Consider the following 13,717-nt stretch of genomic DNA (forward strand, 5'->3'; position numbering starts at 1 on the left):
CGAATGGCAACCGCAAAACGGGCGAAGACGGGCTTCCTCACGATCATGCTGCGCGTGGCCGCCGTGCTCGCCGTCATCGTGACGATCACGAGCGTGTTTTTCGGCCAAAATATCTCCGGGTTCGCTCAGGCGGGGACGGGATATGCGGCGAAGACCGCCTGCGGTTGCCGCCACCTTGCCGGGCGTGAGCTGGAAAGCTGCAAGGACGATCTGCTCGACAATATGTGGGCGATCTGGCTGAGCGAGGATGAGAGCGAGCGCAGTGTCACGGCCAGCGTTCCGCTCATCGCCAGCAACACCGCGACGTATCGCGACGGCCCTGGCTGCGTTTCGGAGCGGTGGGGCGGGTAATCGAGTCGCTCTCGTCAGGCAGGCTCGGTCGAATCGATCCAGCCGCCGCCGATGACGCGCTCTCCCGAGTAGAACACCGCAGCTTGCCCCGGCGCGACTCCGAATTCGGGCGTCGCAAAACGCAGCGTCACCGCCGCGCCATCGCCGGGCAAACCATCGACCGTGACCGGCACCGGCTTTGCCAGTGAGCGGACCTTAGCGGTTATTTGTCCGTCCGGCATAGAGCCGATACGGTTCGTATCGATGATCCGCGCCGCGCCCACTGCGAGCAGGCGCTTCGGCCCCACCAGCACGTCTGCCGCTTCGGGATCGAGGCCGACCACGTAGAGCGGTTCGGGCTGTCCCCCGATGTCGAGGCCGCGGCGCTGGCCGACAGTATAGTGGATGATGCCTGGGTGGCGGCCCAGCTCCTTGCCCGTTTCGGCATGCATGATCCGCCCGGCGCGCCCGCCTTCGGGCCGCATCGCCTTCACGATCTTGGCGTAGTCGCCATCCGGCACGAAGCATATGTCCTGACTGTCGGGCTTGTTGGCGACGGTAAGTCCGCAGCTTTCGGCCATGACCCGCACCTCGCTCTTCGGCAATCCGCCGAGCGGGAAGCGCAGATATTCGAGCTGGTCCTCCGTGGTGGCGTAGAGGAAATAGGACTGGTCGCGTGAGGGATCTGCCGCGCGGTGCATCTGGACACCCGTGTCGGTTTCCACGCGCTTCACATAGTGGCCGGTCGCCAGACAGTCTGCGCCAAGTTCGCGCGCCATGCGAAACAGGTCCGTGAATTTCGGGCCCATATTGCAACGGATGCAGGGGATCGGCGTGCGGCCTGCCAGATATTCGTCGGCAAAGGTTTCGACCACCTCTTCGCGAAAGGCGCTTTCATGATCGAACACGAAATGCGCGATGCCAAGCCGGTCCGCCACATTGCGTGCATCGCGAATATCGTCGCCCGCACAGCACGCGCCCTTGCGGCCGGTGGCGGCGCCGTAATCATAAAGCTGCAGCGTGATTCCGATGACTTCCGCACCGGAGCGCGCAGCAAGCGCCGCGACGACCGAAGAATCGACGCCGCCCGACATCGCAACCACGATCCGGCACTCGGCAGCCGGGCGGGGCAAGTCGAACAGCACTTCGGCATCGATCGCCGGGTCGCGCGGGAGAGTCGCCATATCGGACATGGCAGCGCGCCTACACGCATCGCGGCGCACCGAAAACCCTGAAGGCGAGATGCGTTCGTCGCGCTTTACCGATAATTGACGCTTGCCCGCTAATGCCGCTTCCCATGTTCGAAGGTAAACCGATCCGGCCACAGGGCAGCGGGCGCGATCTCGCCACCGATAGTGTCGATGGTGAGCTGTGCGCGGTGGATTGGTCGCAACTGAAAGCGAAGCTCGCAGCAGCGCGCGATCTGCGTGCCGAATTCGACCCAAGCGACGAGAATGGGATGGCAAGCTTCGATCCCGACAGCGCGCAGCAAATCGCGCTTCAGCATGATCGCGATCCCAGCGAAGGCGCGCTTAACGAAGGGAAACGCGGCATTAACCCTGATGCTTTAGCCGATGGCAAAGGCCCGCGCCGCAATAATGGTCAGCGCGCTGATAGCGGCGATTGGGCCAATCGAGGAAACGCATGATCGAGAACCAGAAAATCCGGCCGGCGCAGGTGATCGGCCCTCTGGGCGAGCCGCTGACGGTCGACGATCTTCCGTCGCCGAAGACGAAGCGCTGGGTCGTACGCCGCAAGGCCGAGGTCGTGGCTGCGGTCAATGGCGGCCTGCTGACGATCGACGAAGTGCTCGAACGCTATGGCCTCACGCTGGAAGAATTCGCCGGTTGGCAACGCGCCGTCGATCGGTCCGGCATGCAAGGCCTGCGGGTCACGCGCATCCAGCATTACCGCGATCTCTACGAACGCCAGCTCAAATACTGATCACCCACATATCATCCGACAAAAGACGGCCTCCCGGAACAACGGGCGGCCGTTTTGCATTTTGCTGTTAACAGGCGCATCATCGGCCCCAGCCGGGGTTCGGCGTCGAGAGGAGACAGGGAATGGATATCGGTTGGATCGCGACGATAATCATTGGGGGAATCGCCGGATGGCTTGCCAGCATGGTGATGAACCGGAACGCCTCAATGGGAATCTTCTGGAACATTGTGGTTGGGGTCATAGGTGGAGTGATTGGAGGCTTCCTTGGCGCACAGACAGGGCTTATCGGCGAAGGAGGCTGGCTGACTTATCTGATCTGGGCGACCATCGGCGCTGTAGTACTGCTGGCCATCGTCAATCTCGTTCAGCGCGGGCGCGTCCGCTAAACAGACGCAATTTGGGAAAATAGAAGCGGCGCGCGTGGGTTTTGCCCTCGCGCGCCGTTTGCTTGCCCGTGCCCGCTCGTCGGGCGAGATTGCGCCTTCACAGAAGGTTGCATTGCACAACCGGCCAATCGCCCGCTAAAGCGAATGCGTCGCGCTGCGCGTGGGCTTGTGCTAAGGCACGACCCGCGACGTCACGCATACGGGCTTGGACAAAGGCGATGCGCCGATGAATTACGAAACACGCATTGAAGCGGAAAATGCCGGGCACGGTGCTGGGGATGGCGACATGGACGCGCCGGCCGCTGGCAATCGTCGCAAGCTCTGGATCGTCCTTGCCGTCATCGTCGTGGGTGCGATCGTCGCCGCCTTCATGCTTACGGGCGGAGAGGACGAGGTGGCTTTCGGAGCCTCGGAAGGCAATACTCTGCCTCGCGTCACCGTCGCTGTCCCGGGCTCGGGCACGCTGCAGGGTTCGGTGAATGCGACAGGCACTTTGGCGGCGCGGCGTGAAATACCGGTCGGCGTGGTCGGCGAAGGTGGGCGCGTCGTTTCGGTGACGGTGGAAGCCGGTGACTGGGTCCGCGCCGGTCAGGTGCTCGCCGTCATCGACCGCTCCGTGCAGAACCAGCAGGCGAGCGCGCAGGCGGCGCAGATCGACGTGGCACAGGCCGATGCCGATCTCGCGCAAGCCAATCTCGATCGCGCGCTGCAATTGGTGGAGCGCGGATTCATCAGCCAGGCCGATATCGACCGGCTCACCGCCACGCGCGATGCCGCCGTCGCCCGGGTGCAGGTCGCTCGCGCCCAACTGGCAGAACGCCGGGCGCGCAACGCGCAGTTGAGCGTCGTCGCGCCGGCCGCAGGGCTTGTGCTCGAACGCAGTGTCGAAGCGGGCCAGGTGGTCGGGCCAGGCTCGGGCGCGCTGTTCACCATTGCGCGCGGCGGCGAAATGGAATTGCTCGCTCGTGTCGGCGAAACCGAACTCGGCCAGATCGCGGTCGGCGCCAGCGGCATCGTCACGCCGGTCGGCACAGACCAGCAATTCACTTGCCAGATCTGGCAGAAAAGCCCGGTCATCGACGAACAATCGCGCCAGGGCACCGCCCGATGCGCGCTTTCCTACGATCCCGCGCTGCGGCCCGGCGGCTTCGCCTCGGTCGAGCTGATCAGCGACACTCAGGTGGCAACGCGCCTGCCTGAAAGCGCCGTCCTCTCCGACGACCGCGGAAGCTATGTCTACATTGTCGACAGCGACAACAAGGTCGCGCGCCGTGCGGTGGAGCTTGGCACGATCAGCGATGAAGGTATCGTGATTGCCGATGGCCTTACCGGGCGAGAGCGGGTCGTCCTGCGCGCCGGCGGTTTCCTGACCGAAGGCGAAGAAGTGCGCCCGGTGACGGACAGCGAGGGCTAAGGGCCACTTCCATGAATTTCAGCCAGATTTCCGCTTGGTCGATCCGCAACCCGATCGTCCCGATACTGGCCTTTATCGGCCTGATGATTGCGGGCATCGTCTCGTTCCAGCAGATGGATATCCAGGACAATCCGGATATCGAATTCCCGGTCGTCATCGTCAGCATTTCCCAGCCGGGCGCGGCCCCGCCAGAGGTGGAAAACCAGATTACGCAGCGCGTGGAAGCGGCGGTGCAGACACTGGACGGGGTCGAAAACATCCGATCCACGGCGTCGGAAGGCAACACCTTCACCGTGGTCGAGTTCGCCATCGGCACCGACATCGCCGAGGCGGTGAACGAGGTGAAAAGCGAGATCGACAATATCCGCGGCGAATTGCCGGACGGCATCCTCGAGCCGCGCGTTTTCAAGGAGCTTACGAGCTCTCAGCCCATCGTAAGTTTCGGGGTGAGCGCCGACGACATGACGCTGGAGCAGCTGAGCTGGTTCATCGACGACACCGTCACCAAGGAATTGCTGACCGTAAATGGACTCGCCGAAGTCAGCCGCAGCGGCGGCGTCGATCGCGAAATCCTGGTGATCCTCGAACCCGGCAAGATGCAATCGCTCGGCGTGACGGCGAGCCAGGTAAACGGCGCTCTTCGCCAGCTAAACATCAATGCGGCGGGTGGTCAGTCGGAAATCGCCGGGTCGCGCCAATCGGTGCGCGTGCTCGGCAACGCGGCGAGTGCTTACGAGCTTTCGCAGACGCAGATCTCTCTTGGCGGCGGACGCACGGTCAAGCTGGCGGACATCGCGCGTGTGGAAGACTCCGTTGGCGAGGTCGGCACGATTGCCAAGGTCAACGGGCGGCAGGTCGTCACTTTCTCGATCACGCGCGCCCGTGGTGAGAGCGACGTTCGTGTCTATGACGAGGCGGTCGAGGCGCTGCAGCGTCTGGAGGAAGCCAATCCCGGCATCACTTTCACCCGCCTGTTCACCTCGGTCGATTACACCAAGGACCAGTATGAGAGCTCGATGGCGCTCCTCGTCGAAGGCGCGCTGCTGGCCGTCGTCGTCGTTTTGCTGTTCCTGAGGGACTGGCGCGCAACGGTGATTGCAGCGCTTGCCATCCCGCTCTCGGCGATCCCCACATTCTACTTCATGGAAGCGTGGTTCGGCTTCTCGCTCAATACGCTTTCGCTGCTCGCGCTCGGGCTGGTCGCCGGCGTGCTTGTCGATGATGCCATTGTCGAAATCGAGAACATCGTTCGGCATATGCGCATGGGCAAAAGCGCCTATCAGGCGAGTATCGATGCCGCCGACGAGATCGGCCTTCCGGTGGTTGCGACCACCTTCTGCATTGTCGCGGTGTTTCTGCCCGTCGGCCTGATGCCGGGGATTTCGGGCCAGTTCTTCAAGAATTTCGGCATCACCGTGGTGGTGGCGGTGCTGATGAGCCTTGCCGTGGCGCGGATGATCACGCCTATGGCGGCGGCCTATTTCCTGAAAGCCAAGGGATCGGCGTCGCACGGCGAAGGACCGATGATGGATCGCTACATGAAGGTCTTGCGCTGGTCGCTCGACACGAGCGGTTTCAACGCGGCGCGCAAGCGGATCGGCAAGGCGGGATGGCGCTGGTGGTTCATTCTGGCGAATATCGTGGTCGGCGCGCTCACTACCGCCGCCGTGCTCGGCTTGGCCGAACTCGCGACCATGTTCGGTGAAACGACGGAAGCGGGAGCGGCGCCGGCCGCTCCGCAACAGGAGATCCCCGGCCCGGGCATGATCGCGCTTGGTATCGGCGTCCTGTACCTGCTCGGCGCCCTGGTCACCTCTCTCGTCGGTGCGGTTCTTGGCCGCCATGGCGATGCTGCGCAGCAAAATCCTCTCATGCACCGAGCTCGCTTCGTCGCCGCGCGTTTCCGCGATCACCGCGTATGGATGATGCTGCTCGGCTTCGTCTCGCTCGGCCTCACCGTCGTGATCGCAGCCAGCCTGCCGACGCAATTCTTTCCCGATACGGACAGCGATTTCAGCCGTGTCAGCATCAATATGGTGCCCGGCACCACGCTCGAGCAGACCGAAGCGGTCGTCGACCGCGTTGCGGCACGTCTGAGCAAGGAGCAGGAAGTCGCCATCGCGCTCGGCATTGCCAATGAAGGGTCGGGCCGGATCAGCCTGGTGCTGGGCGACGATCGCGAACGCTCCAGCCTGGATTTTGAGCGTGAACTTACCCCGGTGCTGCAGGACATTCCCGACGCGCGCGTCAATTTCCAGAACAATCAGGGCGGCGGTGGCGGCACCGGTCGGGCCATTTCGATCATGCTGTCCGGCTCCGATCCGGAACTGCTGTTCGAAACCGCGAACACGCTTGTCGAGCAGATGGAAACCATCGACGGCGCGGTGGCACCGCGTATCGATTACGACCTCCAGCGGCCCGAACTCCTGATCAAGCCGCGCGACGACCTGGCCGCCAGTCTCGGCGTTACCACCGCCTCGCTCAGCCAGACGATCCGCATCGCCACGCTCGGCGATATCGATCAGAACGCCGCGCGCTTCTCGCTTTCGGACCGGCAGATTCCGATCCGCGTCCGGCTGGCCGAGAGTGACAGGCGCGATCTCTCGACCATCCGCAATCTGCCGGTGCAGACCGCCAGCGGTGGCAGCGTGCCGCTCAGCCGTGTGGCCGAGATTTCGCTGGGCATGGGTCCGACCTCGATCGAGCGGGTGAACCAGAACCGCCGCGTTTTCGTCGGGCTGGACATCGCAGCCGATGCCGCGCGCGGCGATGTGCGACAGGCCATCGACGATCTGCCGATCATGCAGAACCTGCCGACAGGTGTGTCGAACACTCCGGTCGGCGCCGATGAATGGCAGATCGACCTGATCAACAATTTCATCACCGCCGTCATTACCGGACTGTTCCTGGTCTTCGCCGTGCTGGTGCTGCTCTATCGCCGCGTCGTTTCGCCGCTGGTGAATATGGCCTCGCTGCTGCTCGCGCCGCTTGGAGGCTTTCTCGCTCTGGTGATCGCCGGGCTGCCGATTTCCATGCCTGTGTTCATCGGCATGCTGATGCTGCTGGGCATCGTCGCCAAGAACTCCATCCTGCTGATCGATTTCGCGATCGAGGAAATGGATGCGGGTTCAGACAAGCTGGCCGCCATCATCGAGGCGGGACACAAGCGCGCCCAGCCCATCGTCATGACGACCGTCGCGATGACGGCCGGCATGGTGCCGACCGCGCTCTCGCTCACCGGTGACAGCGCCTGGCGCGCGCCGATGGGTACCGTGGTGATTGGCGGGCTGATCCTGTCCACCGTGCTCACCCTGCTGATTGTCCCCGCCGGTTTCAGCCTCGCCGACGGGCTGGAGAAGAAGCTCGGCCCGTGGCTGCGTGATCGCTTGCTGACATACAAGCCGGGAGACGAGGGCGCAGGCGGGCGGGAGCCGCAACCTGCCGAATAAGCGCACGATGACCGTGAGGGGGGCGCCACTGCCGCCTGACAAGGCGCGGCGCATGCGGTTGACCGCAACGCTCATGCTGTTCGCCATGGCGGCCATTTTCGTCACCACGCACCAGCTGCTCGGCGTTCATCCCGCCTGGGGCTATGTCAATGCTTTCGCCGAAGCGGCGATGGTCGGCGGACTGGCGGACTGGTTCGCGGTGACTGCGCTGTTCCGACACCCGCTCGGCCTGCCGATCCCGCACACCGCGATCATTCCCGAAAACAAGGACCGCATCGCCGACACGATGGCAGGCTTTCTGCGCTCCAACTTCCTGACACCCGTGGTCGTCGCGCGGAGAATGCGCGACATGAACCTGGCACGCGCGGCGGGCGACTTCCTCGCAACCCGCACGCCGGGGGAGGAAGGCCGCATAAGGGCTGGCGCGGGGCAACTTCTCGTCGAACTGCTGGAATCGCTCGATCCCGACAGGCTCGGCCTGCAAGTGAAGGCTGGTCTGGCGCGCCAGGTGGAGAAGCTGGAGATTGCCCCGCTGCTTGGCCGCGTGCTGGAAAGCGCAATCGCCGATGGCCGCCATCGCCCGCTGATCGACAATTTCATTCGCTGGGGCGGGCTGACGCTGGAAGACAATGAGGACATGGTCCGCGACATGGTCCAGGCGCGCGCCAATGCCTTGATCCGCTGGACCGGGCTGGATGAGCGGCTGGCCAATTCGGTGCTGGACGGGCTCTACAAGCTGCTTGCCGAAATGCATGTCGATCCGAACCACCCGGTTCGCGCCAAGATCGAGGAGGGCCTGCAATCGCTTGCCCGCGACCTGCAGCACGATCCTGCCATGCGTGAGCGGGTCGAACGGATGAAGAGCGACCTGCTTGCCAACCCCGCGGTTGCGGACTGGTGGATGGGCGTGTGGGAGCGGCTGCGCCATTCGCTGATCGACATGCTACGCAATCCTGACCGCGCGATGGGTGGCGAAATGGGCAGCAGCCTGGCTGAGCTTGGCGAGACGCTGCGCAGCGATCCGGCATTGCAATTACAGGTAAACCGCTTCGCCCGCCGCACGCTGGTCGGCATCGCCAATCGTTATGGCGAGCAGATCGTGGGCCTGGTCTCCAACACAGTGAAGAGCTGGGACGCGAACACCATCACCATGCGCATCGAGCGCGCCGTGGGCCGAGACCTGCAATTCATCCGCATCAACGGGACGTTGGTTGGTGGGCTGGTGGGCCTGACGATCCACTTCCTGATCGACGTGCTTTAAGGCCGCGTGCGGGAAACGTCGAAAATGCTGTTCAAGTCGTAGACGATGTTCTGGAAGAAATAGCCCGGCACACCCTCGCCTGAGCGATTGCGCGCTGGAACGAATGTCGCGTGTTCTTGCATCATTCTGCAAGCGTCCTCTCGCAACAGACGCGCGGCAAGAAAATCGGCGTGATGGCAGCGAACGATATCGCCTTGCCCGTCGACGATTAGGCGTAGCCGAACGATGCCCTGATAACCTTCAGCGCGCGCGCCAATCGGATAGTTGCGGCTGACCTGTGCTGACAATTCGCCCATATTCGTGACGCGCGGCGCGCGGACCGCGACATCCGGGCCCGACATCGCGACTCCATAGCTTTCGAGCTGATCGCGCAGGCAGTTATCCAGCGATTGCAGCGCAGGGCGCATGGACCCCGTTTGTAGGACCAGCGGGCGTCGCTGAGCATTCTGCACCACGTAATATTCGGTGGCCTGTGCGAGGACATATTCGCCCGCCTGCACTTCTCGGTCCGGTTCGGGCATGAACAGGGGGCCGGCATACACATAGCCCTCACGGTCGCCCATGCTCCCTTCGGCGACGCGATAATTCACACGCAGCTCCGGGCCAGGCACGAAGCCAGCCTCTATCGGGCGACGTCGACGATTGAGATCGCCGATCAGTGCATACTGGATCACATCGTGGCCGGGATGAATACGCTTCAAGCTGAGCGTAAAACGATCGCCATCATGCGCAAAATTGCGCGTGATCGAGCATCCGTCATCCCGTGAGCTCAGCCGCCATTCGCCGACCGCCCGATAAATCTCTCCTGTCGCGATTGCTTCTCGCGTTCTTTCGGAGACCGGCGCTGTTTCGTCCCGCTGCGCGTGAGCGGGTGACGCAACGGCGATCGCCGCGAGCGCGAGATACATGGCTGGTAGTTTCATATTCGCCCCTCTGTCTCTCGAGAGAGAAGCAAATCGAGCGGAAGCTGGCAACCGCGGCAACGTAAGAAACTATAGCTTCTCGGTAAGCTCCGGCACGGCCGTGAAGAGGTCCGCCACGAGGCCGATATCGGCAACCTGGAAAATCGGCGCATCGGGATCCTTGTTGATCGCGACGATCGTCTTGGAGTCCTTCATGCCTGCCAGATGCTGAATCGCGCCGGAAATGCCGATGGCGATATAGAGTTCGGGCGCAACGATCTTGCCCGTCTGGCCGACCTGGTAATCGTTGGGCACATAGCCCGCATCGACCGCAGCACGGCTGGCGCCAATGGCGGCATTCAGCTTGTCGGCAAGCGGAGTAATGTAATTTTCGAAGGTTTCTCCGTCCTTCAGCGCCCGCCCTCCCGAAACGACGATGCCGGCGCTCGTCAGTTCGGGACGGTCGCTCTCGACCGCGTCGAGCTTAACGAATTCGCTATTGCCATTGCCGCTGGGGCCGGAAACCTCTTCGACATCGGCGCTGCCGCCGCTTGCTTCGGCCTTGTCGAATGCCGTTGTCCGAACGGTGATGACACGCTTCGAATCGCTGCTTTCGACCGTGGCGATGGCGTTACCGGCATAGATCGGACGCGTGAAGGTGGTGGGCCCCTCGACCGAGATGATGTCGGAGACTTGCATCACATCGAGCATGGCGGCGACGCGCGGCAGCAAGTTCTTTCCCGTCGTGGTCGCGGGCGCGAGGATGGCGTCGTAATTGTCGGCGAGGCTCGCGATCAGCGGCGCGACATTCTCGGCCAGCTGGTGGGCGTAGGCCGCATCCACGGCGCGTAGCACCTTGGACACGCCTGCAATCTGTGCCGCCGCACCGGCGGCCGCGCCCGCATCGTCTCCGCCCGCGACGAGGACGTGAACGTCGCCGCCAAGCTGGGAAGCAGCGGTGACGGTGCTGAGCGTGGCATCGGCGATCTCACCGCCGTGATGTTCTGCAATTACGAGTGCGGTCATGGGTCTATCCTGAAATTTCGTGACGTATCCGGGCGCGCTCAGGCGTGTCCGAGCTGCTTGAGCTTGGCGACGAGGGCGTCGACATCCTCGACCATCTCGCCAGCTTGTCGCACCGGCGGCTCTGTCACCTTCGTGGTGGCGAGGCGCGGTGCGGTGTCGACGCCGTAATCGGCGGGGCTCTTTGTCTCGAGCGGCTTCTTCTTCGCCTTCATGATGTTCGGCAGAGAGGCATAGCGCGGCTCGTTCAGGCGCAGGTCCGTCGTGACGACGGCTGGCAGTGCCAGCTTGACCGTTTCCAGGCCGCCATCGACTTCGCGCGTCACGTGAACGTGCTCGCCGTCGATCTTCACCGCGCTGGCGAAGGTACCCTGCGGGCGTTCCATCAGAGCGGCGAGCATCTGCCCGGTCTGGTTGGAATCGTCGTCTATCGCCTGCTTGCCGAGCATGACGATGCCCGGGCCCTCTTCCTCGGCAATGGCCTTAAGGATCTTGGCGACGGCGAGCGGTTCCACCGTGTCGTCCGTCTCCACTAGGATCGCGCGATCCGCCCCCATGGCGAGCGCAGTGCGCAGCGTTTCTTGCGCCTTGGCCGGGCCGATGCTGACGGCAACGACCTCTTCGGCGGAACCCGCTTCCTTCAGCCGGATCGCTTCTTCGACGGCGATTTCGTCGAAGGGGTTCATGCTCATTTTCACATTCGCAAGATCGACGCCGGAACCGTCCGCCTTCACGCGCGGCTTCACATTGTAATCGATCACCCGTTTGACGGGCACAAGGATCTTCATCGCAGGCCTCTCCTCTGGCGACATCCATATGCCGCATGGTCTGCCGCTTATGTAAACAAGCTGACGTATAGGTCAAGCTGGCTCGAGCGGCGCTTTCCCTAGAGACGCGCAAGACCGAGGGCGCGTTCCCGGCGAAACCTTCGGCGCGCCGGGCGATTGATGAGCTGGGGAGACCGCAATGGCCACCGATCCGAACAATGTCGGCGAAATTCTCGACGGGCTTCAGGAGCTTGCCGAGCGCAATGACAGCGTAACGGTCGACAATGTGATGGACGCTTTCGGTGCCCGCACCTTCGGTCCGGCGATCATGATCCCCGCTTTGCTGGAGCTCACGCCGATCGGCGCGATTCCTGGCGTTCCGACTTTCCTCGCTGTCACTATCGTGCTGATCGCGGTGCAAAAGGCGATCGGACGAGAGCATGTCTGGCTGCCCGGTGCCATCCTCAATCGTTCGGTCGCGAGTGGGAAGATCCAAAGCGGGGTCGAAAAGCTGCGGCCCGTCGCCCGGTTCATGGATCGGCATTTCCATGGACGTCTGAAATGGATCGCGCGCAAGCCTTTTTCGCGCATTGCTGCAGGCATCGTCGTGCTCCTATGCCTCACCGTGCCCTTCCTCGAAGTGTTGCCCTTTGCCAGCAGCGTGCCGATGCTGGCCATCGCGGCGTTTGGCCTTGCGGTGCTCGTCAGGGACGGTGCGCTGATGATCCTGGCGCTCGCCGGCAGTCTCGTCGCACTGTCGCTAAGCCTCGACTATTGGGACGGCGGCATGAGCGACACGCCGGAGACCGACGGTGTCGTATCCGAAGAAAACGTGCAGGCTGCAGAGGCTACGGCGGAGAAGGCCGAAATGACAGCGAAGGACACGGCCGAGAAGGCTGCCGATGCCGTCAACGGCGATTAGCGGGCGCTACAGGCTCAAGCCGCCTTCTTGACCTGTGCGACGATCTTCTTGGCCGCATCGCCCAGATCGTCTGCCGAAATGATCGGCAGGCCGGAATTCTCCAGAATGTCCTTGCCCTGCTGCACATTGGTGCCCTCGAGCCGCACTACCAGCGGCACATCCAGCTCGACTTCTTTCGCCGCGATAACGATGCCTTCGGCAATCGTGTCGCAACGCATGATGCCGCCGAAAATGTTGACGAGGATGCCTTCGACCGCCGGATCGGACAGGATGATCTTGAATGCGGCGGTGACCTTCTCGGTCGTCGCGCCGCCACCGACATCGAGGAAGTTGGCCGGGAAGGCCCCGTTCAGCTTGATGATGTCCATCGTCGCCATGGCAAGGCCCGCGCCATTGACCATGCAGCCGATATTGCCGTCCAGCTTGATGTAGGCGAGGTCGTGCTTGCCGGCCTCGACCTCCATCGGGTCTTCCTCTGTCTCGTCGCGCATCCCCTCGATATCGGGATGGCGATAGAGCGCGTTGCCGTCGAAGCTCATCTTGGTGTCGAGCACCAGCAGCTCACCGCCTTCGGTTTCGACCAGCGGATTGATTTCCAGCATTTCGCAATCGAGCGTCGTGAAGGCTTCGTAGAGCTGCTTCGCCAGGTTGCTCGCCGCCTTGGCCAGCGCGCCTTCCAGCTTCAGCGCATTGCCCACGGCGCGGCCGTGATGCGGCATGAAGCCGGTGGCGGGATCGATCGCGATCGTGGCGATCTTCTCCGGCGTTTCGTGCGCAACGTCCTCGATATCCATGCCGCCCTCAGTCGAGACGATCATCGCAACCCGGCTGGTTTCGCGGTCCACGACCATGGAAAGGTAGTATTCCTTGGCAATGTCGACGCCATCGGTGACGTAAAGGCGATTGACCTGTTTGCCCTCGTCTCCCGTCTGGATTGTGACCAGCGTATTGCCGAGCATCTCCTTGGCATCGGCCTCGACATCCTCGACGCTCTTCGCAAGCCGCACACCACCCTTGGCGTTCGGGGCTAGCTCCTTGAACTTGCCCTTGCCGCGTCCGCCGGCATGGATCTGCGCCTTCACCACATAGAGCGGTCCGGGCAGCTTCTTTGCGCCTTCCACGGCCTCTTCCACGCTGGTTGCCGGATAGCCCGTTGGCACGCCGATGCCGAATTTCGCGAGCAGTTCCTTGGCCTGATATTCGTGGATGTTCATGAGAGACGCGCCTTCGTGCGAATGGAGTCGAGATGTGGTGGGCGCTTAAGCATCATAGGGCGGCGCTTGCAAACCCTGATCTGCGGCATCATTTCGGTCGTTACG

13 protein-coding genes are annotated in these 13,717 nt (G+C 63.0%); 8 read left to right on the plus strand and 5 right to left on the minus strand.

Translation table 11 applies throughout. From position 1 onward, the window contains the following. Nucleotides 1–3: 3 nt before the first annotated feature. Nucleotides 4–351 carry a hypothetical protein gene (locus D6201_RS09825; protein ID WP_120048627.1) on the plus strand — a complete coding sequence of 116 codons (348 nt, stop codon included), beginning with the start codon at nucleotides 4–6 and terminating at the stop codon, nucleotides 349–351. Between the two features lie 14 nt (nucleotides 352–365). On the opposite strand, the gene mnmA is transcribed toward D6201_RS09825, so the two are convergent. Beyond that, nucleotides 366–1,523 carry a tRNA 2-thiouridine(34) synthase MnmA gene (mnmA, locus tag D6201_RS09830; RefSeq protein ID WP_120048628.1) on the minus strand — a complete coding sequence of 386 codons (1,158 nt, stop codon included), beginning with the start codon at nucleotides 1,521–1,523 and terminating at the stop codon, nucleotides 366–368. Between the two features lie 104 nt (nucleotides 1,524–1,627). Here mnmA and D6201_RS09835 point away from each other — a divergent pair, with 104 nt between their 5' ends. From D6201_RS09835 to D6201_RS09860, 6 genes are all read left to right on the plus strand, one after another. After that, nucleotides 1,628–1,978: a hypothetical protein gene (locus D6201_RS09835; protein WP_133303991.1), complete on the plus strand. Its 351-nt coding sequence runs from the start codon at nucleotides 1,628–1,630 to the stop codon at nucleotides 1,976–1,978. Then, nucleotides 1,975–2,274: a CtrA inhibitor SciP gene (sciP, locus tag D6201_RS09840; protein WP_047006964.1), complete on the plus strand. Its 300-nt coding sequence runs from the start codon at nucleotides 1,975–1,977 to the stop codon at nucleotides 2,272–2,274. Before D6201_RS09835 ends, sciP begins: the two co-directional genes overlap by 4 nt. Nucleotides 2,275–2,402: 128 nt before the next feature. After that, on the plus strand, nucleotides 2,403–2,660 hold the full coding sequence (locus tag D6201_RS09845; RefSeq protein WP_120049336.1) for a GlsB/YeaQ/YmgE family stress response membrane protein: 258 nt from the start codon (nucleotides 2,403–2,405) through the stop codon (nucleotides 2,658–2,660). A gap of 226 nt (nucleotides 2,661–2,886) precedes the next feature. Continuing rightward, nucleotides 2,887–4,074, plus strand: coding sequence for an efflux RND transporter periplasmic adaptor subunit (locus tag D6201_RS09850; protein ID WP_120049337.1), 1,188 nt, complete (start codon nucleotides 2,887–2,889; stop codon nucleotides 4,072–4,074). An 11-nt stretch (nucleotides 4,075–4,085) separates the two neighbouring features. Beyond that, nucleotides 4,086–7,523 (plus strand): efflux RND transporter permease subunit, encoded by a 3,438-nt coding sequence (locus D6201_RS09855; protein ID WP_120048630.1) that lies wholly within the window; start codon nucleotides 4,086–4,088, stop codon nucleotides 7,521–7,523. A 52-nt stretch (nucleotides 7,524–7,575) separates the two neighbouring features. After that, a complete protein-coding gene (locus tag D6201_RS09860) occupies nucleotides 7,576–8,784 on the plus strand; it encodes a DUF445 domain-containing protein (protein WP_120048631.1) in 1,209 nt (402 codons plus the stop codon). Here D6201_RS09860 and D6201_RS09865 read toward each other — a convergent pair. From D6201_RS09865 to D6201_RS09875, 3 genes are all read right to left on the minus strand, one after another. Continuing rightward, nucleotides 8,781–9,707, minus strand: a complete 927-nt coding sequence (locus D6201_RS09865) for an energy transducer TonB (RefSeq protein ID WP_120048632.1) — start codon at nucleotides 9,705–9,707, stop codon at nucleotides 8,781–8,783. The genes D6201_RS09860 and D6201_RS09865 overlap by 4 nt on opposite strands. 69 nt (nucleotides 9,708–9,776) lie before the next feature. After that, nucleotides 9,777–10,712 carry an electron transfer flavoprotein subunit alpha/FixB family protein gene (locus D6201_RS09870; protein ID WP_120048633.1) on the minus strand — a complete coding sequence of 312 codons (936 nt, stop codon included), beginning with the start codon at nucleotides 10,710–10,712 and terminating at the stop codon, nucleotides 9,777–9,779. 38 nt (nucleotides 10,713–10,750) lie between these two features. Next, complete coding sequence (locus D6201_RS09875; protein WP_120048634.1) at nucleotides 10,751–11,497, minus strand: electron transfer flavoprotein subunit beta/FixA family protein; 747 nt, start codon at nucleotides 11,495–11,497, stop codon at nucleotides 10,751–10,753. Between the two features lie 178 nt (nucleotides 11,498–11,675). Here D6201_RS09875 and D6201_RS09880 point away from each other — a divergent pair, with 178 nt between their 5' ends. After that, complete coding sequence (locus D6201_RS09880; RefSeq protein ID WP_120048635.1) at nucleotides 11,676–12,398, plus strand: exopolysaccharide biosynthesis protein; 723 nt, start codon at nucleotides 11,676–11,678, stop codon at nucleotides 12,396–12,398. Nucleotides 12,399–12,412: 14 nt separating this feature from the next. On the opposite strand, the gene sucC is transcribed toward D6201_RS09880, so the two are convergent. Then, complete coding sequence (gene sucC, locus D6201_RS09885; protein ID WP_120048636.1) at nucleotides 12,413–13,612, minus strand: ADP-forming succinate--CoA ligase subunit beta; 1,200 nt, start codon at nucleotides 13,610–13,612, stop codon at nucleotides 12,413–12,415. Between the last annotated feature and the right edge of the window lie 105 nt (nucleotides 13,613–13,717).

The organism is Aurantiacibacter aquimixticola (assembly GCF_003605475.1).
Taxonomy (GTDB): domain Bacteria; phylum Pseudomonadota; class Alphaproteobacteria; order Sphingomonadales; family Sphingomonadaceae; genus Alteraurantiacibacter; species Alteraurantiacibacter aquimixticola_B.

What these genes read in the sequence shown, in the direction of transcription:
- D6201_RS09825 (WP_120048627.1), top strand. Translation starts at nt 4, where the DNA reads ATGGCAACCGCAAAACGGGCGAAGACGGGCTTCCTCACGATCATGCTG.
- mnmA (WP_120048628.1), bottom strand. Translation starts at nt 1,523, where the DNA reads ATGTCCGATATGGCGACTCTCCCGCGCGACCCGGCGATCGATGCCGAA.
- D6201_RS09835 (WP_133303991.1), top strand. Translation starts at nt 1,628, where the DNA reads ATGTTCGAAGGTAAACCGATCCGGCCACAGGGCAGCGGGCGCGATCTC.
- sciP (WP_047006964.1), top strand. Translation starts at nt 1,975, where the DNA reads ATGATCGAGAACCAGAAAATCCGGCCGGCGCAGGTGATCGGCCCTCTG.
- D6201_RS09850 (WP_120049337.1), top strand. Translation starts at nt 2,887, where the DNA reads ATGAATTACGAAACACGCATTGAAGCGGAAAATGCCGGGCACGGTGCT.
- D6201_RS09855 (WP_120048630.1), top strand. Translation starts at nt 4,086, where the DNA reads ATGAATTTCAGCCAGATTTCCGCTTGGTCGATCCGCAACCCGATCGTC.
- D6201_RS09860 (WP_120048631.1), top strand. Translation starts at nt 7,576, where the DNA reads ATGCGGTTGACCGCAACGCTCATGCTGTTCGCCATGGCGGCCATTTTC.
- D6201_RS09865 (WP_120048632.1), bottom strand. Translation starts at nt 9,707, where the DNA reads ATGAAACTACCAGCCATGTATCTCGCGCTCGCGGCGATCGCCGTTGCG.
- D6201_RS09870 (WP_120048633.1), bottom strand. Translation starts at nt 10,712, where the DNA reads ATGACCGCACTCGTAATTGCAGAACATCACGGCGGTGAGATCGCCGAT.
- D6201_RS09875 (WP_120048634.1), bottom strand. Translation starts at nt 11,497, where the DNA reads ATGAAGATCCTTGTGCCCGTCAAACGGGTGATCGATTACAATGTGAAG.
- D6201_RS09880 (WP_120048635.1), top strand. Translation starts at nt 11,676, where the DNA reads ATGGCCACCGATCCGAACAATGTCGGCGAAATTCTCGACGGGCTTCAG.
- sucC (WP_120048636.1), bottom strand. Translation starts at nt 13,612, where the DNA reads ATGAACATCCACGAATATCAGGCCAAGGAACTGCTCGCGAAATTCGGC.